The following is a 22,916-nucleotide window of genomic DNA, read 5'->3' on the forward strand; positions in this document are numbered from 1 at the left end:
AAAATATCGAATGGACTCCTCGTATTCCTCCAATAGCTTTAATGCAATGGATGTGTCCCCTGAATCCACATGCAGGCTGATATTCAGGATTATTCAAATTGTTAGTTGCTTCGAATAAACGGTTGTTTGTGAATGGGGGCTCATTCCCACTTGTTGATATAAACGGTTTGCATTTGTTAGGCTATCGCTGTCTACATACAAAAGAATCGTTTTTTGTTTACGTTTATATGCTAAACCAAATGTATGAAGCAGCATTGCCTTGCCTAATCCTTGTTTTCTATATTCCCGTTTCACACCCAATAAATCAATAAATACTCCATCATCTTGCAATCTACTCATGAGGAATCCTACTGGTTCAGAATCCTTCCATACAATAAACCATAGGCTGGGATCATAGTCGTCAGCTTTTTTTTGAGAAATCCATGTTGAACCATCCTTTTTTGTATAACCCCATGCATCCCGGAATGTTTCGTCGTATATCGAGAATAGAGTGTCTTCGTCATGATTAGGCCGAAATGATCGTAACGTCATTCCCTCATGTAAATAAGGCACGTTTGGTGGGGATTTTAACTCGATTTTCATTCGTTCATACAACCTACTAAATTGATATCCACGATTTTCAACAAGATTTCGAGCAGCAATATTGTTAAAAGGAACTTGGTTCATTAAAGTTTGCACTCCATCTTTCCCTTTAGCTAGAATATTGGCTCGTTCCTCCACTTTGTTTAGTAGAAGTGAACCAATCCCTTGATTTTTATACTGCGGGTGGACAAATACACAAGTATCCATTCTGTTAGCTCCTGTTACCTCAACAAAACTATACCCAATTATTTCATTAGTTGAAGCAAGGGCAATCCATGCATCTGTTTCAATTTGAACGGAATTCCATATATCCAGTACATCTGACAATGTAATATCCGGTTCACCAATCTCCTCGATATCACATGCTGATATCAAATCTGTAATCACTTGAGCATCTTCTACTGTTGGATTTTTAATAATAACCTTCTGTTCCCCTGTATCCATTTATCGTACTCCCCCTAATGCTAATAAATAATTTTATTATGGCTTTCACCAAACTATTAGCCGCACCAAGTAAGTTAAACATTAGTTCTGTTAAAAATGTTCTTCTTAATAATCAAGTAGTTCTTGATCTCAAAGTTTAAATAAAAAAGATTTGCTCTTATTTCAAATTCTTCCCTCGTCTTCGGCAATTCTGTTTCACGAATGGATTCTTCGTATTCCTCTAATAGCTTTAATGCAATGGTTGTGTCCCCTGAATCCACATGCTGACTGATATTCAGAAAGATACTCGCAAGCATCCCTCTTTGTTTGACTTCCAACTTCGATGAAGAAACAATGCCTATGATGGCTACCATTTGTTTTAGGATTTCGAGTTGATCCTCTCGCATTTCAAGATAATAATAATCTTTATTTTCTTTTCGTAACAAATGATTTTCTACATCTTGTATAGTGAGGTTTTTAGCCTGATTAAGGATATTTTCAACTTCGACTATCTCTTTTCCATCCCACTCTTGCTCACTATCCTTTAAAAATGTAGAGAATTGATATAGAATTGTGCTGAATTTATTTTCGATATCCTTTTTATATTGTTCGATTTCTTTCTTGAAACTTGGCATAATGCTGTTTACGAGTAAGGCGATTCCTATACCTATGAAAATAATATAGAGCTCATTCAATAAGTTTTCGAGGTTAGCTTCCTTAACTGTATAAATATGCAAAACAACAACTATGCTTGTAATAAATCCTTCTTGAGTACGCGTTTTTACAAGTACAGGGACGAAAAATAAGATGAAAAGAGTCAATGTGATAGGATGGTACCCTAATAACTCAAAAAAGATGGAACCTAAAATTAGAGATAATAGCGATGCAAAAAACTTCTTTTGAATGGAATGCAACGTCTTTTTCTTTGTCTTCTCTATACACATTATGACGATAATGGCTGCAAATGACGCAAACTCCAAGTCGAATAAACTTGCAATCCAAATTGCCAACCCGGCACCTATTGCAGTTTTAATTGTCCGATAACCCATTCCGATCATAAGTATCACCCTCTTATTTTCTATATTTTATTATACCCAAGTTCAGGAAAAAACTGATAGTAGTAACTGTTTCATGAAAAGAGAAAGGAGTTGGTGGTCATATGGCTAAAAGTAAAATAACGGTGATTGGAAGTATTAACATGGATTTAGTGACGAGCACCAGCCGAATCCCTAAAGTGGGCGAAACATTGCTTGGTGATTCGTTTCATACCATTCCCGGAGGAAAAGGCGCTAATCAGGCTGTGGCTGCGGCTCGGCTTGGTGCGGAAGTGACCATGATCGGAGCTGTAGGTGATGACTCCTTTGGTGAAACGGTAGTGAATAATTTAACAAGTCATGGGATAAACACTGAAGATATTATTAGGATTAAGGATTGCTCAACTGGTATTGCCTCTATTACAGTATCGGACAGGGATAATAGCATTATTGTTGTACCTGGTGCAAATGACCATATAACTTTAGATATCATTGAGCAAAACGAAGATAAGATTAAAAATAGCGATATTCTATTATTACAATTGGAAATTCCGCTTGAAAGTGTGATAAGGGCTGTACAGTTAGCGAAAAAGCATAACACCCTCACGATATTAAATCCTGCTCCCATTAGAAAGCTCCCTATGGAGTTACTGGAAATGGTGGATTATTTAACGCCTAATGAACATGAGCAAACGCTGCTGTTCGGTTCAACGGGTGGCACTGAAAAAGAAGTAGAGATGTTAAAAGAAAAGTGCATTGTAACGAAAGGTTCCAAAGGGGTTATGCTTTACCATAACGGCGATTGTTTAGAGATTCCAAGCATTCAGGTTGAAGCCGTTGATACAACAGGTGCAGGCGATTCGTTTAATGGGGCGTTGGCCTTTTCTTTATGTGCAGGTACTAAAATTGAAGATGGCTGCCGGTTTGCCAATGTTGTTGGGGCAATTTCAGTCACGAAACTTGGCGCACAAACTGGTATGCCGTCTATAAAAGAAGTTGATGAATTTTTACAGGCCAATAAGTTAAATTGAACTGAAACGGAGAGATCACTAATGAAACCAGTAATAGTAGATGTGGATACCGGCATTGATGATGCATTAGCAATTACATATGCTTTAAAATCCCCTGAGTTGGATGTAATCGGTTTAACGACATGCTTTGGAAATAACTCACTTGAGAATACAACCCGTAGTACACTCGTGATTTTAGAGAGACTTAGGAAGACTGTGCCCGTCTACATGGGTGCAGATAAACCGCTGAAACGTGGGATAACTAAATTCCCACTTAATGTTCACGGGGAGGATGGCTTGGGTAACAACTTCTCAGAAAATCCTGTCAGGGAAGCGGAGGCTGAAAGTGCGGTAGATTTCATTATCAGCCAAGTAAAAAAGCGTCCACACGAAATTACACTAATTCCAGTCGGGCCGTTAACGAATCTTGCCCAGGCTATTATAAAAGCACCGGAGATAATCCCTCTTTTCAACGAAGTGATCATTATGGGTGGTGCAGTGTTTGCCCCTGGTAATGTAACACCTTATAGCGAGGCAAATATATTGGCAGATCCGGAAGCCGCGGATTATGTGTTTTCCTCAGGGCTTCCAGTAACTATTGTCGGTCTTGACGTTACGATGAAGACAATCTTACCAGCGGCAACGACAGATGAATGGCGGGCTATAGGAACAGACGAGTCCCGTTTTTATGCAGATATGACAGACTTTTATATACAGGCATACGAAACATTTGAACCGGGATTTGGGGGATGCGCCCTGCATGACCCATTAGCTGTAGGTGTCGCTATAGATCCTGATTTTGTTAAAAGGGAAGAATGGAATGTAAAGGTTGTCCTGGATGGAGAAGAGACCGGAAGAACAGTGGCATCCGCTGAAGGCGAACCAAAAGTTCAAGTTTGCACTGAAGTGAAGGCGGAACAGTTTTTAGACCATTTTCTTGGCCGTATTTTATAAACGCTAAAATAAGAAACAGTGTCACTCCCGGTTTTTATTGGGTGTGACACTGTTTTTTTTTATGATACGATACAGTTGAACGACTAGTAAAAGACTTCACAACAACGGCGGGAGTGGCGAATGAATCGACTTAAAGGTATTTTAATGATCATAACGGGAGCAATGATGTGGGGGGCAACGGGTCCGATGATGGAATGGATCCTTGCGACGAGCGATATGACCATCTCCTTCATGCTGACTGTCCGCTTGATAGTTGCGGGCTTTTTTGTTTTACTGTTTTTAAAAATGAATGGTAGGGATATTTACCAACCGTTGCGGCATAAAGTCTGGCTACAGCAAATGATCATTTTCGGGGTGTTCGGCATGCTTGGTGTACAGCTTGCGTTTGTCGGGTCCATTAACGCAAGTAATGCGGTCATTGCGACATTATTTCAGTTTTTAGCACCCATTTATATTATTCTTTTCGTTTCAGTTCGGCATAAGGTATTGCCGCCTGCCGCGCAAGTGGTCGGAATGATTGTGACGATGGTAGGCCTTTTTTATCTTTTGACGAATGGTTCGCTGTCCGGATTTGCACTTAGTGCAGGGGCAGTCGCCTGGGGAATTTCTGTTGGTTTCGCGTTTACATTTTACACGCTTTATCCCACAAGGTTAATGAAAGAATGGGGTGTCCTCTTATCTGTAGGCTGGGGGATGCTCATAGGCGGCGGGGCATTGTTCCTCACAAGTGTTACGAAAATGCAGGCTGGTTTTGTAACCCTCGGTGATTGGAAAATTACCTTGATTCTTTCACTTGCCATCATCGTCGGTACGGTTGCCTTCCTTTTATTTTTAGGTAGCATGAAGTACATTTCACCCGTCGAAACAAGTCTTCTTTCAAGCTTCGAACCGCTGACAGCGATGATCATATCCGTCATCTGGTTCGGTAGTGTACTTGGTAAATGGCAACTTGTTGGCGCAATTATCATGCTCATTGGTGTCACAGGGTTATCGATAGCGGGAGGAAAGGTGAAAGAGGAAAAGGGACAGTTAATTAAACGGTAAATTCTGTAACATCTCTTGCACATCTTCGTCCTACAAAGTAATGAATAAATGGAAAGAGTGGATGAGATGAAGAAGAAGGTTGTGCTGGCGGGGGGCACTGGATTCATCGGGCAGTTTCTTGAGAAGCAATTTATTGAATCGGGGTATGAAGTTGTCCATATTTCGAGACGTCCTGAGCATATTTCTTGGACGGATCAAAAACGTATTATGGAAGCGTTGGACGGAGCGGAAATGCTCATCAATCTTGCAGGAAAAACTGTCAATTGCCGTTATAACGATAAAAACAAGAAAGAAATCATGCAATCAAGAACAGAGACAACCGAAATTCTTGGGCAGACAATCGCCAATTGTGACAACCCTCCTCCGCTATGGATTAATTCAAGCACTGCAACCATTTATCGTCACGCGGAAGATCGACCGATGACTGAAGCGGACGGGGAAATCGGTAGCGGATTTTCCGTTGAAGTAGCAAAAGCCTGGGAAGCATCTCTTTTTGAATTTGACCTCCCAAAAACAAGACAGGTTGCCCTTCGTATCGCCATTGTCTTAGGCAAGGATGGCGGGGTCATGGAACCCTACGTGAATCTTGTCCGTTTCGGACTTGGTGGCGTTCAGGGTCCGGGCAACCAAATGTTTAGCTGGATCCATATTGAAGACTTATATCGTATAGTCCTCTTTATAAAAGAGAATGAGCAGCTTGAAGGTGTGTTCAATTGTGCAGCGCCAACTCCAATTACAAACCGGGAGCTAATGGCGCAGTTTCGCAAAAGGATGAATCGGAAATTTGGTCTCTCCTCTCCGAAATGGATGCTTGAAATGGGGGCCGTTTTTATAGGTACGGAAACCGAATTGATATTGAAGAGCCGGTGGGTTGTGCCTGAACGCCTAAAGAATGAGGGTTTTCATTTCAAATTTGAAACGATTGAAAAGGCACTTCAGCAGATTTTGAAGTAGTGGAAAAAGCCTATAATAAATTGGTTTATTTATTAAAGGATAGATATACTTTAATAAGGATAGCAAAATTTGCAATTAGACAAGGAGACGATTTACCATGGGAAAAGTTTTACCTTTTTTAATGTTCCAAGAGGGTAATGCAGAAGAAGCGATGAACTTTTACACTTCACTCGTTAAGGATTCAGAGATACTGAGCATTGTCCGTTACGGAGCAGAAGGACCAGGAGATGAAGGCACAGTGATGCAAGCCAGATTCTCTTTAAAAGGGCAGGAATTCATGTGTATTGACAGTAATGTGAAGCATCAGTTTACATTTACACCTTCTTTCTCTATCTATATCACTTGTGATTCTGAAGAAGAACTCACTGAACTATACGAGAAACTGCTTGAAGGCGGTCAGGCACTGATGCCAATAGATAATTACGGGTTCAGTAAGAAGTTTGGTTGGGTAAACGATCGCTTCGGAGTTTCGTGGCAAATGGATCTTCCTTTTTGAAATAAAAATTGTAAATATTATCAATAATGTTATATCAATAAAGCATGTTGACAACCCTGTTTTCCTTCTGGTAGATTACTTCTAATATAAGAAAATCTAAGACGTGAAAAAGTAATTTGGGTGGTATCGCGAGTAAGAACTCGTCCCTGTTGCGGGACGGGTTTTTTATTTTTAGTTTCATAAGTTGTCTTCTTTCAGGAAAGGGAGGTTTACTAAATTGAAAAACTTGGTTGTCATTGTTGGTTCGCTCATTGTTGCATTTGGATTCAATTTCTTTTTGGTGCCGTATGGAATTTTAAGCAGCGGAATAAGCGGGCTTGCCATTTTAATTGGCCTTGTTACTCCATTTGATATTGGGCTAATGAATCTCTTGCTCAATTTACCGTTACTCATTTTAGGATACATTAAACTTGGCCGAACAATAACGATTAACACACTCGTTTGCGTAGCTTCCCTTTCAGCTTTTTTATATCTTTTACCTGCTGTTCCTATTACAGATAATATCCTTCTCTCAGCTATTTTTGGGGGTATCATAGGCGGTATTGGTGTCGGGCTGATTTTAAAGTACTCAGGCACGTCTGGCGGATTGGATATTATTGCAATCATCCTTTCCCGAACAAGTAATGTAAGCGTTGGTCTTCTCCTTACTGGGATGAATGGTGTCATCGTCCTTATTTCCGGAGCTTTCTTCGATTGGAATATTGCTTTATATACACTACTGTCCATTTATTTGACAGGTAAAATGATTGATACACTCCATACTGATCACATTAAATTAACGATGCAGATTGTGACGACAAAAGGAGAGTCCATACGGAAAGAATTGCTGGATTCCGTCTATCGGGGCATTACGATCACTGAAGGTTATGGCGGGTATACACAGGAAACAAAACATATCCTAATGATGGTGGTGACACGTTACGAGACGATGCAGATTAAAAAAATTGTCCGCAAGTATGATAAAAATGCCTTCATTAATATATTTGAAACGATTGAAGTCGATGGTCAGTTTGCAAAAAATTAGATTTACCTAGTTAGTATGCCCCGTTAATCCCAATCCGCGCATAGTTTTAGGATATTTTACAATACTAAGCACGCCGTAAAATATCTAATTTGCAGGAGGGAAGATAAAATGGCTACTAAAGATTCGGGTCCGAGTTGGAAAAAGAACCATCCAAGTACCAAGTTAGGTAACTCTGTGCAAAAGGCAGATCGTTCTGTTAAACAGGCAATGTCGCATCCTGAGGAAATGGCTGTTGAGCACGCTTTTAATTCCATTGAAACTGCTGAAAATGCATACATGAATGCAGAGGAGCACAACGAGCATATGGATACAGTTCAGCAAAACAAAGAACAGTTAGACATGATGAAGCGACAATTGGATGAAGTGCAAGAGATATTGGAAGAAGAATAAGAAAAGAATCACCCCATGGGCTTTGCGGAGCTTATAGGGGTGATTCACTATACGCTTAATTCACTTGTGATATATTGATAGTCCTTTATAATATAGATAAGGAGGTGGAAAACATGGAACAGGAAACTATGCTGAAAGAAATATTAAGTGCCTTCAAACTTCATGCCGAACACATAGACAAGCGATTTGAAGAGATGGACAAGCGTTTTGAACAGCGGTTTGAACAAATTGATAAGCGATTTGATCGATTGGAAATGAAGGTTGACGGAATACGTTTAGATTTAACGGATACACAGAAAACCACTAATTTCTTATTGGGTAAAGTAGCGCACCATGAAGAAAAATTTCTTGAGCTTTCACAACAAAAACAATAAACACCACTTTTCGTTAGTATGAACTTTAGGTTTTAATTCATTTCTTTTTTGTTATGAATGGGGCAATTATTTTTGATTCCATTTCTTTTCCTTCACAGATAAGATCTCCACTTTGGCTCCATATTCACCTCGAATCACCTTCCTTGCGCCGATGGGAGTTCTTGCATTAACTTGCTTGATTTCTTTTGTCCCATTCTGCTCCATTGTTACGATAAAGCATTTGGACCCGCACATCATGTAACTCACTCCCATATTTCTTTACTTTCATTATAGGATAAATTTACTTTACGCGTATTATTCCTGTTAACCTAATAATTATTGCTATAATTAAGAGTGTCCGAGCCAAGTTTCGGACTCTCTTTTTCATATTTTCAAGGGAGTTGGATGAATAGATGAACAAAAAGGCAATTGCGGACATCCGCAAGCGTTTTAAATTGGATACAGACCTATTGAAGATTACTAATATTTATAATGTCTACATTAGACAAGAAGGCAATGAAATTTATCACGAAGTAAGCCAGCCGTTTGCCATGTTAGATCGGGAACAACAGGAGCTATTTTTGGATAACTTTAAAAAAGTGTTAGGCGGGAAATTGGACGCGAAACTGTTTGAAGTGAAATTTCGCCCTCAAGCTGAGGAGCAAGAAGATCATACGCAAAAGCTCTTATATGATGCTCTTCATGCGGACGAAGTGGCGGATTGGAAGGAAGGTATGCAACGCATTGCGCAAAAAATGGTGCAGGATGTTCAATATGAAAAGGACATTGTCATCACTTTCATTCGCGGGAACTACTACAAACCGACGAAACGGGGAAGTGAAGAAGCGGAAATTGCGGCCCGGGATGAAGTGTATAAGAATCCATTTATACTTTGCAGCATGAACCAGACAGTTGAACCGAAGCGATCACTTGTGTTCGATTTCAATGAAAAGGAGTTCAAGTCCAGTTTTGTAGCGGATCCTATCATTAACCTTACATCTCCGATCGGTGGGTTTTTATTCCCAACGTTCACTGACAATGCTGCAGATGTTAACCATATTCTTTATTCTGCAGGGAAAGCGAATAAGCCCAACTACCATTTCATCGAAAACGTTCTTGACGGCGAGGAAATCATGACTGCCGATGAAGATAAAATTGTTTTTGAAGAAATTGTTAGATCGGTCACCGGAAATGAAATAAATACAAGAACTCTTGCAAGTGTTTATGATGAAATCCAGCGCATGATGGAAGTCGACGAAGAGCAAGATGAAGAAGAAAGCGTTCCAACCTTGGACACAAAAGAGGTGACCCGCGTTCTGAAGGCAAGTGGCGTGGAAGATGTGGACACGGAAAAGGTGGAACGGGCCTTCCGAAGTGTAATTGACGACGAAACATATGAGCTGAAAGCGAGCCATATCGTTCCAAGCTATACATCGAAATCGATCAAGATTGAAACAAAGGTTGCGAATATTGCTATCAGCCCGCAAGACTTAAGGTATGTAAGGCAAGTAGAGGTCGATGGTAAACGTTGTATATTGATAGAGGTAGAGGAAGACACGGTCATTGAAGGATTTACAATAATTTCGGAAGAGTTATTGAAATAGATTCAGAAAATGCATGACGACTGCATATAGTAGACAAGATCATTTTAAAAGGACTTTTTATGTTATAGTTAGCAAACAAAAATTGAGAAGTCGAGGTATGCAGTATGAATGAAGAGTTACGAAAAGATGCGGAAGATTGTTATCGACGGGCTGAGGAGAAGGCTGTAGATTACTTTAAATCGCTGTCAGTTCAACTCGAAAATAATACCTACGTCGCTACATTGACAAGAGACATACAACTATGGAAACAGGATTATTTGGGCCATTCGCTACTACAAAGTTTTACACGTGGGAAAGGAAAACCGGATTCCCATAAGTACCATCAATACATCCAATGGTTGGATAATGCCGGAAAACTGGATAGTTACTTGGATCGAAGCATTTCATATATTTTTATGCGGGATTTGGGGAAAGACTTGAGCTCACCCGATACACTATACAGAATTCAACATGTCGTTGACGATTTAAAAATAGATCTACTTCATTCAACTGCAACTGACCGCGGGGAAATGTTCAGCATGCATACGTTATACCGTTGGGCCCAGAAGGAAGGCATTGAATCGTCAATGATTTGGGTCTTAGACAAACTAAAAACGGTGTCCTCTAATCTTCCGGAAGGGATGAATCGTGAAGAGGCTAAGCGAAAACTGATTAAAATCATTGCTGGGGTCGTCATTCACCAGATTGAGGAGATGGGCGATCATCTTTCGCCCGAAGAGCGCGTCGGGAAATTGGATGAAGCAATTAGGTTAGGCTATTCCTATGGCCTAACCTATCCGTTTATCGATGATCTTTTGGATTCAGAAGTCCTGACCGATGCAGAGAAAAAACAATATTCACGTTTGATAAGATCGACCCTCATCACAGGATCCGTGCCTGATTTAAAATCATGGGACGGAACCAACCGGGAACTAATTCAATATATTCATTCAGAGCTCCGTGAAGCCTTTACATATATTCAGTCGCAGTTAGAGCGCAAGGGAAAAGAAGATTTCTTCGAACAATCCTTTGTGTTTTTTCACTCTCAGGAAGTGGATCGTGAAAAGGACTTATCAAATGCAAATTACACCAATGAAGAACTTTATATACCGGTTATTTTGAAATCCGCTTCTTCACGTTTGATTGCCCGTTCGGTGCTTACTGTTAAAGAGGATAAGGAATTCGACAATCGGACTTTCTTCTATGGGATTTACAACCAACTTGCCGATGATTTCGCTGACATGTTTGATGATATAGAGGCCGGTGCGGTTACTCCCTACACGTATTATTTGAAATATCATAGGGTTCGCCAGGATTTGATCAACCCTTTTGAATTATACTGGACGGTCATTTTCAATTTGATCCATAACGTGTATCACTCGGACACGAAGACACGTAATGTTATGTTGAGCCGTGCGCTGAATGGCCAGAAGCGATTCAAAGAAAAAGTAGGAGACAAGAAATACAAAGAATTGATGGGGATATTCGCTACAGGAAATCCGAAATTCGATGGACTTATACAAAAGATGGTAAGGAAATCTAATGATGTAGACTTCCTTGATAAGTTAGTTAGGGATCAAATCATTGCAAACTTTAAAAATGAAAGCAAAGAGCGTGAAGACTTTGTAAACATGGCCAAGACTGTGCGGAATCAGATAAACACCATACTACATATCCCTAAAAACGGAATTGCTTCTTCAATGGATGAGTCAATCATTGATGCCGCAAATTACAGTCTGTTGGGCGATGGAAAGCGGCTTCGACCAATCATGACTTGGGTTATGGGTGTCCATGAATACGGATTGGATGAGTCAACTATTGAACCGCTTCTTAAATCATTGGAGTATATGCATACGGCGTCCTTAATCTTTGATGATCTACCAGCTCAGGACGACTCGTCATTCCGACGGGGGCGTCCTACCGTACACAAGGCGTATAATACAGCCGTGGCGGAATTAACCGGCCTCTATCTAACCCAGGAAGCAGTTGTTGAACAAGCCTCTCTTCGCTTTGATCCGCAGGTTGTCCTCCGTCTGATCCGGTATTCAGCAGGAAAGACAACGGAGATGTGCAGAGGTCAGGCGATGGATTTGAATTCTAAAGGCAAAGAATTGACGTTAGACCAATTAAATACGATTTGCTTTTATAAAACAGGTATTGCCTTCGAGGCTTCTCTTGTCATGCCTGCAATTTTAGCGGGAAGGCAGGAAGAGGAAATAGAGGCATTGAAAACATTTGCTTACCACGCAGGCATCGCTTTTCAGATCAAGGATGATTTACTTGATGTCGAAGGTGATCTCGAATTGCTTGGAAAGCCAGTCGGTCAAGACGTTGAAAACAATAATTCGAATTTCGTATCCATCCTCGGTAGTGAAGGTGCACGAAAGGCAATGTGGAACCATTACTGCCACGCTATGGAAGCACTTCAAGAGCTCCATTATAAAACAACCTATTTGAAACAAATACTGGACTACACTATAAACCGGGATTATTAAGATGCCATTAAACGTCCAAAGCTTTGAGCTTTGGACGTTTGTTGTGCAATACAAGTCGCAATGAGGATTGGATACTACCCTGATTATAGGTTATCGATCATTTCCCAGGGTTTATTGATCATTTCCCAGCATTTATCGATCAATTGGAGATTGATATCGATTATTTCCCGGCTTATATCGATCATTTCCCGGGATATATGGTCAATTCGGGACCTTTGACTCGCTCGCTGAATTTACAGCAAGCCGATGATGCATCAAGATGCGCCATCGGCTTGTTCTGCCGGGGAGATCGAATCTTCGCCGTACTGCTCCTTAATATACCGCCTTACTTGCGAAACGATATAGAAATACCCGATTGCAATCAAACCACTGAAAATCCAGCCACTGATCTGCCTGTAAATTAGCACCTGCCCATACCCGTCGACTCCGTAAGAATAAATAAGATAGGCTTTTAAAGACGATTGAAATAGGCCTTTGAAGACAAATAATCCAGTCACCATCTGGTACCATTTGAAAATGCCTTTGGTTGAAAACAACGCTTTGCTCTCTTCACGCGGGTGGCCCTGCAAGTAGGCGAAATCTACCGCGAAATAGAGCGCAAGCGGTCTTCGGAATAAAACAGACAACAAGTAAACGCTCGAATACATGTAACCGAGATAGACTTGATTCCACAATAGGTTTTCCGCATTCCCCGACAGCAGATTTACGGCCGTACCTAAGAATAGGGAGAGAATGATAAAGAGACCACTAATATTAAATTGCTTTTCACGAACGAAGCGATAAATCGTATAAATTAATCCCGGGACAGTTGATAGCAACAACGCGTAGTAATCGCCGAATGGTTCGCGCCCATAATTCCACACTATAAAAGGAAGAGCCATGTAAAAAACGAGATCGAGCGCCATCAGCTTCTTCATGACGATGTTTCCTCGCCATTCGTTTCATTATAATATTGAATGGCTTGTTCAATAAATGTGACAAGGTCATCGTGAAAATACAAAAATCCGGTGACCTCCTGCTGCTTGCTCAAATGCCATACTTTATTCGCAAGCTCAAGATTTCCTTTGTACATGACATGCACAAGAGAGATCCAACGTTTCGCCAATTGCTGGGCAATTTCACTGGTCGGACTTTCACTGACATTGGCTTTGACCTCCCGGAATAATGCCGTAGCTTCACTCGCCAATTCACCGTCGGCACCAAGACTCGGAAATTGTTTTAAAAGGGCTTGCTCCTCCTCAGAAAAATATTGATTCCAAATTTTTTTCAAAGCCTTTTTATTGTTTGGAGAAGAGTAGAACGTCTCAAATATTGATTTCCAGTCTGTAGTTCCTTCAAATTCTGCTAAATATAATAAAGACTTAATGGAGCTTTCCATTCTTTTTAGTTGCTCCTGTTCCTCCTGGATTATCTTCAACCGCATTTCCAACAGGTCTTTACTATTCAATTGTTTGTCGTTCATTGCATCTTGGATAGTCTCAAGCGGCAAGCCTATGTTCCGTAACGTTAATATATAATGAAGCTTCGACACGTCCTCTTCGGAATAAAACCGATGACCGTGCACAGTCCTTTTAGTTGGAAGCAATAATCCAATTTCATCATAATAGCGCAATGTGCGCACTGATATATTGCTAAGCTCTGCAAGTTTCCCAATTGAATACAAAGTTTTCTCCACCCCCATCACGTTACCTTCATTATAGGACCTTCCGTTACGTAAGGGGCAAGTGTTTTTTGAAAAATAAAAAAGACATTACCACACCGGAGAACTTCCGATAGCGGTAATATCTTTAAGTCATCAAATAATAATTACACCAAGTAAAACTGCAATGATTAATAGAAGAATACTTAGTCCCCACATCATCATAAATGAATAACGAATATGCTTACCCATTTCAAGTCCTGCAAGTCCGAGTGCCAACCAAAGTGCTGGCGACAATGGGCTAACAAATGTACCGATAATGTTACCGATGATCATTGCGTATGCAGTAGAGAGTGATGGGATGCCGAAAGTAAGGGCAACCTGGTCAATAATTGGCAACAGGGCAAAATAATAAGCATCTGTGCTTAGGAGCAAATCGAAAGGTACTCCAAACACACCGATAATGATATGTAAATACGGAGCGACGAATTCTGGTAAAATGGTTACAAGATCTGTCGCAATCGAAGTGAGCATATTTGTACCGTTTAAGATACCTAAGAAAGATCCAGCTGCCAAAATAATTGTTGCCATCATAATTCCGCCCGGAGCATGCTCTTTAATACGCTCCATTTGGTCTTTAACTTTCGGGAAGTTGATTGGCAAAGCGAGACTTACACCAATCATAAATGCAAAACCTGCCGGGATAACTCCCCATACAAGGACACCAATCACAGCAACTGCAAGAATGGCGTTGATCCACAGAAGTTTTGGACGCTTTAAGTCATCTTCTTCAGCAACAGTAGCCGCCAATTGTGCTTCAGCAATCGTTGAGTCGGAAATATTATCTCCATACGTTTCTCCGGCAGCCTCTTTTTTCGCGATCAACCGTTTTTCACGATAACCTAAAGTAACAGCAATAATGATTAATAAAATTATACCAATAACCTGAATTTGAATAAGTGGTCTCCAAAGCTCCGTTACATCTATATCCAACACAGAAGCCGTTCTTCCAAGCGGACCAGCCCAGGGAACCATATTCATAATCGAAGCAGCAGTTCCAACAAGCATTAATAGTAAATACGGATTCATCTTCAACCGTTTGTATAATGGAAGTAGTGCAGGGATTGTAATTAGGAAAGTCGATGCACCAGAACCGTCCAAGTGAGCGATTGCAGCAATGATTACGGTTGCAACTGCAACTGCGATGACATTTCCGCGAGAAATTGCAATCATTTTGTTAATAAGTGGATCGAATAACCCAACGTCTTGCATGATTCCAAAAAATAGAATGGCAAAGATGAACATAATGGCAACGCTTGCAACTTTGGTTGTACCTTCTGTGAAAAACACACCAATTTCATCGAAACCAAAACCGGCAGCAAATGCCCCGGCAACTGGAACTAATACAAGTCCAACGATAGGAGAAACTTTCCCGCTAATTAGCAACGCAACAATGATGACAATAGTAATTAAACCAATAATACTTAGCATATATGTCTCCTTCCTAGCAAACCGAAGTCCACTCATGAAAAAGAAAGGTTTGTGTAAGCGGATACATACTTAACTAAAAAAACAAGTATCCGCACAAAAAAATAACCATCTCTATTTCAAAATATTCTATAGTTAGAAATTTATCATAAAGAGGTTAAATGTATAAGTTTATGTAACTAAAATCACTAAAGGATGTTTTGATTGTTTTGTTCATTTTGTCCACGGTGTGTATTTTCGTTCAGGACGGCCGATGTCTCCGTATTTTAACTTGGCATCCGCTTCTTTTACGGACACTAAGTATTCTAAATAGCGTCGTGCGGTCGAGCGACTTACACCTACTTTGCTTCCGGCATCCAACGCAGTGATGCCGGATTCATCGCTTTCTTGTAAGATCTTTTTTACCTTTTCCAACGTTAGTTGATCGATTCCTTTCGGTAATCCTTCCTCAACATCTTCGATTTTTGATGTTGTAGTTACTTGGTGGCCCGTCAAGCGGTCTATCTCCTCTTGCTGCAACTCCGACTTTGTCGTAAAAATAAACTTTTGGTTTCGGAAGCTCAATAATGTACGTTCAAAGCGGTCAAAATCGACCGGTTTTACAATATAATCAAAAATCCCACCACGAAGCGCTTCGGCGATTGTCTCTACTTCTTTTGCTGCAGTGATCATAATGACATCAATCTCAGTAAACTCATTCCGCAATGTCCAGAATAAATTCAATCCTTGAACGTCTGGTATATAGACATCCAACAGAATCAGTTGTGGCAATCTTCTTGTGCTGCGCAAATAAGTAAGTGCTTCTTCACCTGTCTTTACAACATGCTCTACAATGAATCCTTCCACACGATTGACGAATTCACGGTTAATCTCCGCAATTCGAAAGTCATCTTCAATAATTAAAACCTGAATCGACTCAAGCATCTTGTTTCCTCCTTTCATCCACTTCTTTCGGCATTGAAAGCACGAAGCTTGCACCACCGAGGTCCCCTTCTTCCAAATATAGTTCCCCATCTAATCTTTCTACAAGTTGTTTTGTTAGTGATAACCCAAAACCACCATGTTCGCCTTCTTTTGAGGTAAAGCCTTGTTCAAAAATCCTGTTCATATACTGTGGAGGAACACCTGCACCGGAATCGTCGATTTCAAAAATAATATCATTTCCGATATCCGTAAAAAAAATAGCTATTTTACGTTGAGTCGGTGGAACCTTTTTTACAGCATCCATCGCATTATCGATTAAATTTCCGATAGCAGTCAGTAATGCTTCACTCTGCATTTCATTTAAATAAGTTTCCAGTATACTATCTTCTTGAATTGTAAGTTCTATCCCTAATTCGCTTGCCTGATTGATTTTCCCAAGTAATAGCCCGCTCACCTTCGGGTCTGACACTTTTTGAATGACTAAGCGGATCCAGTTTTTTTGAACCATGCTTTCCTGCTGAATATAGGAAATTGCTTCTTCTTTTTTATCAAGTTGCAATAGACCAAGAATCGTATAGAGTTTGTTTGAGAATTCATGTGTTTGTGCCCGTAATGCATTTGTATATTGTTTAATCGACCGTAATTCCTTTGTTAATAAATCAATTTCAGTCTTATTGCGGAATGTGAATACTGTCCCGGACAATGAGTTATTGTCATAGATGGGCATTTTATTGGCAAAAACAATTGTGTTGCCAATCAATATTTCCTGATCGATTTGATCATTATTATCTCGAAGGAAATTAAGTAAATGCTTTGCAGCTGATAGGTCGTTGATCGACATACCTTCGTAGTTTTTTGAATGAATGACCTGATTGAAAAGTAACCGTTGGGCAGCAAAATTGATCATCGTAATCATGCCGTTTTGATTTACAGCGATAATGCCTTCATGAGTGGATTGAAGAATCGCGTCTTTTTGAATTAGCAAATGTGCAATTTCTTCAGGTTCCAGGCCGAATAATACTTTTTTAATATACGATGCTATAAGAATGGCACCAATTATAGCAACAATGGCGGTGTTTAATAAGACAATCCATAGATGGATATTATAAGACTTTATAATTGATTGGATATCATTCACTAAAAATCCGACCGATACGACGCCCACAATTTGCCCATCCAAGTACACAGGGACTTTTGCGCGTACTGAGCTGCCTAATGATCCAACAGCTTTTGAGACATACGATTCACCAAAAATCAGCGCCCTCTCATTATCTTCCCCTACCATTTTCTTTCCGATTTTTTCGGGAAGCGGATGTGCGTACCGAATTTCCGAGGTATTACCGACGACTATAAACTCAGCCTTTGTTGCTTTTTGAATAGGCGATACAAGGGGATTAATAATGGATGCGGGGTCATTATGCTTAAACGCTTCAGCTAATTCCGGGATAAGTGCCACACTTTCCGCTACACCAAGTGCACGATTGCCAACCTGCTCTTCCATCGTGTTGGATATGAAATGGCCGATATAAATTCCGATTCCTGTAATTATCGCAATGACAAGGACACCTACTAATAAGATCATTCTCATTTTGAAGTTAATAATGAAAGTTGGTTGAAGATGTGGGTTTTCGACCCTTCTTTTCTGTCTATTCATCATTTCGTCGGCTCCTTATATTTCAGGTGCCTGCGCACCGAACTATTCCGACTATACAACACATTTGCTGGAAAAAGAAATTCAAAATATATGTACATAAAAAAATGAGAAGCGAATGCCTCCCACTTATTCTTGCATATATCCAATTTTTTTACGTCTTGATAATTTCATTGAATTGTTCTCGCTGACAAATGTGGAGCCTAATAGCAAAGCGCCTCCAAGCAATTGAACAACTGTCGTTTGTTCATGCAGGATGACGGCGGAAATCACTAATGATGTAATGGGATCTGCATAACTTAAGGCGGCGATACTTTGGCCTTTTAACTTTCTTATGCCGGAAAAGAAAAACAAGTAAGCAAAACCTGTATGTACAACCCCTATGATGATGATAAACGGAATTGAAGAACCGGAGACATCCAAAACACCAAATCCCTCAGTGAAAAATACATATGGCATGAGAAGTGTCGTTGCGATTCCAAGTTGTATTAATGTCGTTTCAAGCCCATCCATGTTTTTGATGAACTTATTTATAAGCATTAATGAGGCGTAAAATGCCGCAGCGACCAAACCATACCCAATGCCAATAAGATCCTCTACTCCAGATGCACTAACTTTCCCGTTTCCAACGATAAATAACATCCCAAGCATGGCAATCGCAATGCAGATTATTTTCTTTGCCGACAGTTTTTCCTTCAGAACAATCGGAGATAGGATCGTGACAAATACTGGCGCAAAGTAGTAGCTAAGGACAGCGTTCGATATAGTTGTATGCTTGAATGCTTCAAAAAAGAAAATCCAGTTTACACTTAATGCAATACTTGAAGCTATCAAAAGAACAGCATTCACTTTCACGAATGCCCATGGAATTTTCTTTTTCATTATGATTATGACCGTTGTTAAGAATAAGCTGCCAATTAAACCGCGTACTAAGGCTATTTCACTTGAAGATAAATCTATATACTTTACAAATACACCAATCGTACCGAAGATGATCATTGATAATATAAACTGGAATTTGGATTTCATATTCTACTCCTTATGTTCAGTGAAACGGCTTTATACAAATTCATTATATACATGATACTCTATTACGTATATCACAAAAATCTATAAATTTATAGACCCTTCTATCCCTTAACCAAAATCCAACCTATATATATAGTGAGGAAGACATTTTGAAAGGGGCATAAGTATGGTGAAAATTGTATTGGATGCGGGACATGGGCTAAATACGCCGGGGAAGCGGTCACCTGACGGGGAAAGGGAATGGTGCTTCAACAACGAAGTGATCAATGCATGTACTGAGAAGCTTGCTACATATGAAAATGTACAAGTGATGCGCGTAGATGATCCGACCGGAAAAACAGATGTGTCACTTAGGAAACGAACGGATCTGGCTAATAGATGGAATGCCGATATCTATGTCGCAGTACATCATAATGCAAATACGGGTAAGTGGGGAAGTTGGACAGGCGTGGAAACATATGTAATGGATTCACCAACAGTTGGATCTACATCTTTAAAACTTGCGCGGCTTGTTGGTCCGCAGATTGCAAAAGCGATGGGATTGAAGGATCGTGGGGTGAAAAGGGCAAACTTTCATGTGCTACGCGAAACGAAAATGCCTGCCATACTGACGGAGGGCGGATTCATGGATTCTCTAATCGATATCAAAGCACTGCGTTCAAAAGAGAAACTGAAGAAACAAGGAGAGACGTTGGCTGAGGTACTTGCGGTTTATCTCAAACTCCAACCGAAGTTAGAGAAAAAGTTCATTTAAAAAGGAAGGAGGCGCACTAAATATGCGCCTCCTTTATTTTTAATATATTTTATAAATGTTCTACTCTGCTATCGGCATAGTTGAATCGCCAATCGTGCCGGAAATGAGTTGTTCAACATGCTTGGAAACCTCATCGGGTGTTGTATCCAATGCCAATGCCAACTCTTTAAACAAGACTTGCCGTATATCCATTAATATTTCTATGTCCCTTGAGCCTAACTTTTTCCCTTCACTTTCTAATTCCATTTCTTTACGGGTCAATGTGTTTGCCATAGCGGCAATCTTCAAGGGGTTACTTGTTTTTAAAATTGAGTTGAAGGCCTGGTATCTTGTTGTTGGACGTTCTATCCAATCTCCAGTTGGTTTTGTGAAACACTCCAATATGATCTTTGCTTGTTCCTTAGAGACAATGTCCTTCAAAGTGGAAAGATCGCTGTCTACTGGGCAATAAATTGTTAATGTAGGCTGATTAACAGGATGCAAAATATAATAGGATTTCGTTATTTCACCGAATGTCTCTTCAGACATGTCCTTTATCTTACAAACACCATGCGGGCCATATGTGACTAAATCACCGACTTCATACAATAGTATTTCCTCCTGTCTAAGGTAATTGTCAACCAGGTTTACAATAAGTATATGCCAAATCATTAAAATTGTCAACTTAGTTGACGTTTAGGTAAACATTTATTATAGTACGGGTATATATTTCACGGAGGTAATGAAATGAGTAATAATTCAACTAAGAATGTCTTGGATCTGATGAGAGTGCATTACACGGCATTACGATCATTAGCGGAGCAACTCTGGGGGGATGAAAAAGACATTCCTATCACGATTTCGGAGTGGTATATATTATCTTCCATACAGGACGGAAACGACACAATTACAAAGATCTGTTCAAAATATGATATGTCGAGACAAGCTGCTCACAAGTTTATTAAAGGGTTAGAGGGGAAGGGCATTGTATCATCAACATTAAGTACAGAGCGTAAGGGAAAGAAGGTTATTAGCTTAACTGAGTTAGGTATAGATTGCTATACGGAGACAGTTGTTTTGAAAAATAAGATAGATCTACAAATATCTGAGAGGTTAGGCAAGGATAATTTCCAACGACTAATAGATCTATTGGACAGAGAGTGGATATGATGCTATCCAAATATGAATCTATAGTCGTTTTGATTTATTCTTAGTTGTGTTACAATATACAGGGTTAAGATTGAATCGGAAAAGGTGTGTTCCTAGGTCTCGCCTTGGCTTGCCGATGCATTATGGGAGCGCGTACATCCTTTCTCAAATCTCAAGGCATAAAGGAAGGTAAATATGAGTAACAGACAAAATACTACAGACGTTATCTTAATTGGCGCCGGAATCATGAGTGCAACTTTGGGGACTTTGTTGAAAGAACTAACACCAGATTGGAAGATTAAAGTGTTTGAGAAACTCTCAAATGCAGGCGAGGAAAGCTCAAACGAGTGGAATAACGCGGGCACGGGCCACGCTGCATTATGTGAGCTGAACTATACCGTTGAGAAATCCGATGGATCCCTTGACATCAGTAAGGCGATAAAGGTCAATGAACAGTTTCAACTTTCAAGACAATTTTGGTCTTATCTTGTAAATAATAATTTGATAAACAATCCTGAGGAATTCATCATGCCATTGCCCCATATGAGTTATGTACGTGGGGAAGAGAATGTGAAATTCTTGAAAAAACGTCATGATGCACTATCCAATAACCCCTTATTCAAAGGGATGGAATACTCTGAAGACCCTGAGACTCTTAAAGAGTGGCTTCCGTTAATGATGAAGGGGCGGAATGTAAAGGAACCGATTGCGGCAACAAAAATCGATTCCGGAACAGACGTCAACTTTGGTGCTTTAACGCGTATGCTATTCGACCATTTGAAGGGCAACAACGTTGAAATTCATTACCAACACAATGTAACTACCATAAAACGTACAAGCGATGGTCTATGGGAATTAAAAATTAAGAATCTAAATAGTGGTGCAGTGGAAGTCCATAAAGCGAAATTTGTCTTTATCGGTGCTGGCGGCGGTAGTTTGCATTTATTGCAAAAATCCGGTATTCCAGAAGGAAAACATATTGGCGGCTTCCCGGTTAGCGGATTATTCATGGTCTGTAAAAACCCTGAAGTGGTTGAGCAGCATCATGCGAAAGTATACGGGAAAGCATCGGTTGGTGCACCACCTATGTCAGTTCCGCATTTGGATACGAGATATATCGACAATAAAAAATCATTGCTTTTTGGTCCGTTCGCAGGCTTCTCTCCGAAGTTCCTAAAAACGGGTTCGAATTTGGATTTGATCACATCCGTTAAGCCGTATAACGTATTCACAATGTTAGCCGCGGGTGCAAAAGAAATGTCATTGACTAAATACCTCATTCAGCAGCTGATGTTATCGAAAGAACAGCGTATGGAAGAATTACGTGATTTTGTTCCTGAAGCGAAGAGCGAAGATTGGGATATGGTAGTCGCCGGTCAACGTGTACAAGTTATTAAAGATACTGAGGCTGGCGGCAAAGGTACACTCCAATTCGGAACGGAAGTTGTAACTGGAGCCAGTGGTTCAATCGCTGCACTATTAGGTGCTTCGCCTGGAGCTTCAACTGCCGTTCACGTAATGCTTGAAATTTTGAATAGATGTTTCCCGCAGCAAATGAAAGAATGGGAACCGAAAGTTAAAGAAATGATTCCTTCCTATGGCGTTTCGCTTGTGGAAAATCCTGAATTACTCCAAGAAATCCATACTTCAACTGCACAGGCGCTTGGTCTAGTAACTGAACAGCCGGTAGAGGAAGAGTCTGTGGACGTTGTTGAACCAGAGGCGACTGCTGAAGAGGATTCGCTAATTGTTGATACGGGAGACACGGAGAACGACGAGACATTGGGAGTAGATAGAGAAGTTCCGAATGTGGATGCCAACTTGGTAGTGGAAGAAGATCCAAAGAAAGAAGATTAAATGAATGTTAAAAGCTGACGGGCTCTTGCTCCGTCAGCTTTTTGTTCGTCTAGGCTACGGGCGCTAGCCCCTCGAGACGCTTCAGACTTGAAGCAAAAGGCAAA

The 22,916-nt window shown here is 40.3% G+C and carries 23 protein-coding genes; 13 read left to right on the plus strand and 10 right to left on the minus strand.

Features of this window, described 5'->3' with window-relative positions; translation table 11 throughout:
* Nucleotides 1-93: 93 nt before the first annotated feature.
* Nucleotides 94-1,026, minus strand: coding sequence for a GNAT family N-acetyltransferase (locus tag ACFPZG_RS00225; protein ID WP_283733457.1), 933 nt, complete (start codon nucleotides 1,024-1,026; stop codon nucleotides 94-96).
* A gap of 74 nt (nucleotides 1,027-1,100) precedes the next feature.
* Entirely contained in the window at nucleotides 1,101-2,063 is a 963-nt protein-coding gene (locus ACFPZG_RS00230; RefSeq protein WP_283733458.1) for an aromatic acid exporter family protein, read from the minus strand.
* A gap of 101 nt (nucleotides 2,064-2,164) precedes the next feature.
* On the opposite strand from ACFPZG_RS00230, the gene rbsK reads away from it, so the two are divergent.
* The 8 genes from rbsK (at nucleotide 2,165) to ACFPZG_RS00270 (ending at nucleotide 8,285) form a co-directional block, all read left to right on the plus strand.
* A complete protein-coding gene (gene rbsK, locus ACFPZG_RS00235) occupies nucleotides 2,165-3,070 on the plus strand; it encodes a ribokinase (protein WP_317940440.1) in 906 nt (301 codons plus the stop codon).
* 21 nt (nucleotides 3,071-3,091) lie between these two features.
* Nucleotides 3,092-4,003, plus strand: a complete 912-nt coding sequence (locus tag ACFPZG_RS00240; RefSeq protein ID WP_317940441.1) for a nucleoside hydrolase — start codon at nucleotides 3,092-3,094, stop codon at nucleotides 4,001-4,003.
* A gap of 120 nt (nucleotides 4,004-4,123) precedes the next feature.
* Nucleotides 4,124-5,047, plus strand: a complete 924-nt coding sequence (locus ACFPZG_RS00245; protein ID WP_317940442.1) for a DMT family transporter — start codon at nucleotides 4,124-4,126, stop codon at nucleotides 5,045-5,047.
* Between the two features lie 66 nt (nucleotides 5,048-5,113).
* A complete protein-coding gene (locus ACFPZG_RS00250) occupies nucleotides 5,114-6,001 on the plus strand; it encodes a TIGR01777 family oxidoreductase (protein ID WP_317940443.1) in 888 nt (295 codons plus the stop codon).
* Nucleotides 6,002-6,098: 97 nt separating this feature from the next.
* Complete coding sequence (locus ACFPZG_RS00255) at nucleotides 6,099-6,497, plus strand: VOC family protein (protein WP_283733459.1); 399 nt, start codon at nucleotides 6,099-6,101, stop codon at nucleotides 6,495-6,497.
* A 217-nt stretch (nucleotides 6,498-6,714) separates the two neighbouring features.
* A complete protein-coding gene (locus ACFPZG_RS00260) occupies nucleotides 6,715-7,521 on the plus strand; it encodes a YitT family protein (RefSeq protein WP_317940444.1) in 807 nt (268 codons plus the stop codon).
* A 108-nt stretch (nucleotides 7,522-7,629) separates the two neighbouring features.
* The gene (locus ACFPZG_RS00265) at nucleotides 7,630-7,911 is read left to right on the plus strand and encodes a DUF2564 family protein (RefSeq protein ID WP_283733460.1); all 282 of its coding nucleotides are present in this window, start codon (nucleotides 7,630-7,632) and stop codon (nucleotides 7,909-7,911) included.
* A gap of 113 nt (nucleotides 7,912-8,024) precedes the next feature.
* Nucleotides 8,025-8,285, plus strand: a complete 261-nt coding sequence (locus ACFPZG_RS00270; protein WP_283733461.1) for a hypothetical protein — start codon at nucleotides 8,025-8,027, stop codon at nucleotides 8,283-8,285.
* A gap of 66 nt (nucleotides 8,286-8,351) precedes the next feature.
* Here ACFPZG_RS00270 and ACFPZG_RS00275 read toward each other — a convergent pair whose 3' ends face one another.
* A complete protein-coding gene (locus ACFPZG_RS00275) occupies nucleotides 8,352-8,522 on the minus strand; it encodes a hypothetical protein (RefSeq protein WP_283733462.1) in 171 nt (56 codons plus the stop codon).
* 155 nt (nucleotides 8,523-8,677) lie between these two features.
* Here ACFPZG_RS00275 and ACFPZG_RS00280 point away from each other — a divergent pair, with 155 nt between their 5' ends.
* A complete protein-coding gene (locus tag ACFPZG_RS00280) occupies nucleotides 8,678-9,868 on the plus strand; it encodes a DUF4317 domain-containing protein (RefSeq protein WP_283733463.1) in 1,191 nt (396 codons plus the stop codon).
* A gap of 104 nt (nucleotides 9,869-9,972) precedes the next feature.
* Nucleotides 9,973-12,342 (plus strand): polyprenyl synthetase family protein, encoded by a 2,370-nt coding sequence (locus ACFPZG_RS00285; protein ID WP_317940445.1) that lies wholly within the window; start codon nucleotides 9,973-9,975, stop codon nucleotides 12,340-12,342.
* Between the two features lie 254 nt (nucleotides 12,343-12,596).
* Here the strand turns inward: ACFPZG_RS00285 and ACFPZG_RS00290 are convergent, their stop codons facing one another.
* The 6 genes from ACFPZG_RS00290 to ACFPZG_RS00315 all read right to left on the minus strand — a co-directional run bounded on the left by ACFPZG_RS00290 (nucleotide 12,597) and on the right by ACFPZG_RS00315 (nucleotide 19,073).
* A complete protein-coding gene (locus ACFPZG_RS00290; RefSeq protein ID WP_283733464.1) occupies nucleotides 12,597-13,259 on the minus strand; it encodes a VC0807 family protein in 663 nt (220 codons plus the stop codon).
* Complete coding sequence (locus ACFPZG_RS00295) at nucleotides 13,256-14,023, minus strand: MerR family transcriptional regulator (RefSeq protein WP_283733465.1); 768 nt, start codon at nucleotides 14,021-14,023, stop codon at nucleotides 13,256-13,258. Before ACFPZG_RS00295 ends, ACFPZG_RS00290 begins: the two co-directional genes overlap by 4 nt.
* A gap of 114 nt (nucleotides 14,024-14,137) precedes the next feature.
* Entirely contained in the window at nucleotides 14,138-15,472 is a 1,335-nt protein-coding gene (locus tag ACFPZG_RS00300; protein ID WP_317940446.1) for a CitMHS family transporter, read from the minus strand.
* Nucleotides 15,473-15,682: 210 nt separating this feature from the next.
* A complete protein-coding gene (locus tag ACFPZG_RS00305; protein WP_283733466.1) occupies nucleotides 15,683-16,393 on the minus strand; it encodes a response regulator in 711 nt (236 codons plus the stop codon).
* A complete protein-coding gene (locus tag ACFPZG_RS00310) occupies nucleotides 16,386-18,050 on the minus strand; it encodes a sensor histidine kinase (protein WP_317940447.1) in 1,665 nt (554 codons plus the stop codon). Before ACFPZG_RS00310 ends, ACFPZG_RS00305 begins: the two co-directional genes overlap by 8 nt.
* Before the next feature lie 123 nt (nucleotides 18,051-18,173).
* Nucleotides 18,174-19,073 carry a DMT family transporter gene (locus ACFPZG_RS00315; protein ID WP_283733469.1) on the minus strand — a complete coding sequence of 300 codons (900 nt, stop codon included), beginning with the start codon at nucleotides 19,071-19,073 and terminating at the stop codon, nucleotides 18,174-18,176.
* A 166-nt stretch (nucleotides 19,074-19,239) separates the two neighbouring features.
* Between ACFPZG_RS00315 and ACFPZG_RS00320 the strand changes: the two genes are divergently transcribed.
* Nucleotides 19,240-19,827: an N-acetylmuramoyl-L-alanine amidase family protein gene (locus tag ACFPZG_RS00320; RefSeq protein ID WP_283733470.1), complete on the plus strand. Its 588-nt coding sequence runs from the start codon at nucleotides 19,240-19,242 to the stop codon at nucleotides 19,825-19,827.
* A gap of 60 nt (nucleotides 19,828-19,887) precedes the next feature.
* Here the strand turns inward: ACFPZG_RS00320 and ACFPZG_RS00325 are convergent, their stop codons facing one another.
* Nucleotides 19,888-20,415, minus strand: a complete 528-nt coding sequence (locus tag ACFPZG_RS00325; RefSeq protein WP_283733471.1) for a CarD family transcriptional regulator — start codon at nucleotides 20,413-20,415, stop codon at nucleotides 19,888-19,890.
* Nucleotides 20,416-20,553: 138 nt separating this feature from the next.
* Between ACFPZG_RS00325 and ACFPZG_RS00330 the strand changes: the two genes are divergently transcribed.
* Complete coding sequence (locus ACFPZG_RS00330; protein ID WP_283733472.1) at nucleotides 20,554-20,976, plus strand: MarR family winged helix-turn-helix transcriptional regulator; 423 nt, start codon at nucleotides 20,554-20,556, stop codon at nucleotides 20,974-20,976.
* Nucleotides 20,977-21,150: 174 nt separating this feature from the next.
* Nucleotides 21,151-22,812 (plus strand): malate:quinone oxidoreductase, encoded by a 1,662-nt coding sequence (locus ACFPZG_RS00335; RefSeq protein ID WP_317940448.1) that lies wholly within the window; start codon nucleotides 21,151-21,153, stop codon nucleotides 22,810-22,812.
* Nucleotides 22,813-22,916: the final 104 nt, after the last annotated feature.

This window comes from Sporosarcina thermotolerans, from assembly GCF_042658975.1.
GTDB lineage: Bacteria > Bacillota > Bacilli > Bacillales_A > Planococcaceae > Sporosarcina > Sporosarcina thermotolerans.

Excerpts from the sequence above, each read along its gene's own strand:
- ACFPZG_RS00310 (WP_317940447.1), bottom strand. The coding sequence starts at position 18,050 with ATGATGAATAGACAGAAAAGAAGGGTCGAAAACCCACATCTTCAACCA.
- ACFPZG_RS00255 (WP_283733459.1), top strand. The coding sequence starts at position 6,099 with ATGGGAAAAGTTTTACCTTTTTTAATGTTCCAAGAGGGTAATGCAGAA.
- ACFPZG_RS00250 (WP_317940443.1), top strand. The coding sequence starts at position 5,114 with ATGAAGAAGAAGGTTGTGCTGGCGGGGGGCACTGGATTCATCGGGCAG.
- ACFPZG_RS00240 (WP_317940441.1), top strand. The coding sequence starts at position 3,092 with ATGAAACCAGTAATAGTAGATGTGGATACCGGCATTGATGATGCATTA.
- ACFPZG_RS00295 (WP_283733465.1), bottom strand. The coding sequence starts at position 14,023 with ATGGGGGTGGAGAAAACTTTGTATTCAATTGGGAAACTTGCAGAGCTT.
- ACFPZG_RS00315 (WP_283733469.1), bottom strand. The coding sequence starts at position 19,073 with ATGAAATCCAAATTCCAGTTTATATTATCAATGATCATCTTCGGTACG.
- ACFPZG_RS00225 (WP_283733457.1), bottom strand. The coding sequence starts at position 1,026 with ATGGATACAGGGGAACAGAAGGTTATTATTAAAAATCCAACAGTAGAA.
- ACFPZG_RS00300 (WP_317940446.1), bottom strand. The coding sequence starts at position 15,472 with ATGCTAAGTATTATTGGTTTAATTACTATTGTCATCATTGTTGCGTTG.
- ACFPZG_RS00275 (WP_283733462.1), bottom strand. The coding sequence starts at position 8,522 with ATGATGTGCGGGTCCAAATGCTTTATCGTAACAATGGAGCAGAATGGG.
- ACFPZG_RS00305 (WP_283733466.1), bottom strand. The coding sequence starts at position 16,393 with ATGCTTGAGTCGATTCAGGTTTTAATTATTGAAGATGACTTTCGAATT.
- ACFPZG_RS00290 (WP_283733464.1), bottom strand. The coding sequence starts at position 13,259 with ATGAAGAAGCTGATGGCGCTCGATCTCGTTTTTTACATGGCTCTTCCT.
- ACFPZG_RS00280 (WP_283733463.1), top strand. The coding sequence starts at position 8,678 with ATGAACAAAAAGGCAATTGCGGACATCCGCAAGCGTTTTAAATTGGAT.
- ACFPZG_RS00320 (WP_283733470.1), top strand. The coding sequence starts at position 19,240 with ATGGTGAAAATTGTATTGGATGCGGGACATGGGCTAAATACGCCGGGG.
- ACFPZG_RS00245 (WP_317940442.1), top strand. The coding sequence starts at position 4,124 with ATGAATCGACTTAAAGGTATTTTAATGATCATAACGGGAGCAATGATG.
- ACFPZG_RS00285 (WP_317940445.1), top strand. The coding sequence starts at position 9,973 with ATGAATGAAGAGTTACGAAAAGATGCGGAAGATTGTTATCGACGGGCT.
- ACFPZG_RS00335 (WP_317940448.1), top strand. The coding sequence starts at position 21,151 with ATGAGTAACAGACAAAATACTACAGACGTTATCTTAATTGGCGCCGGA.
- ACFPZG_RS00270 (WP_283733461.1), top strand. The coding sequence starts at position 8,025 with ATGGAACAGGAAACTATGCTGAAAGAAATATTAAGTGCCTTCAAACTT.
- ACFPZG_RS00230 (WP_283733458.1), bottom strand. The coding sequence starts at position 2,063 with ATGATCGGAATGGGTTATCGGACAATTAAAACTGCAATAGGTGCCGGG.
- ACFPZG_RS00265 (WP_283733460.1), top strand. The coding sequence starts at position 7,630 with ATGGCTACTAAAGATTCGGGTCCGAGTTGGAAAAAGAACCATCCAAGT.
- ACFPZG_RS00330 (WP_283733472.1), top strand. The coding sequence starts at position 20,554 with ATGAGTAATAATTCAACTAAGAATGTCTTGGATCTGATGAGAGTGCAT.
- rbsK (WP_317940440.1), top strand. The coding sequence starts at position 2,165 with ATGGCTAAAAGTAAAATAACGGTGATTGGAAGTATTAACATGGATTTA.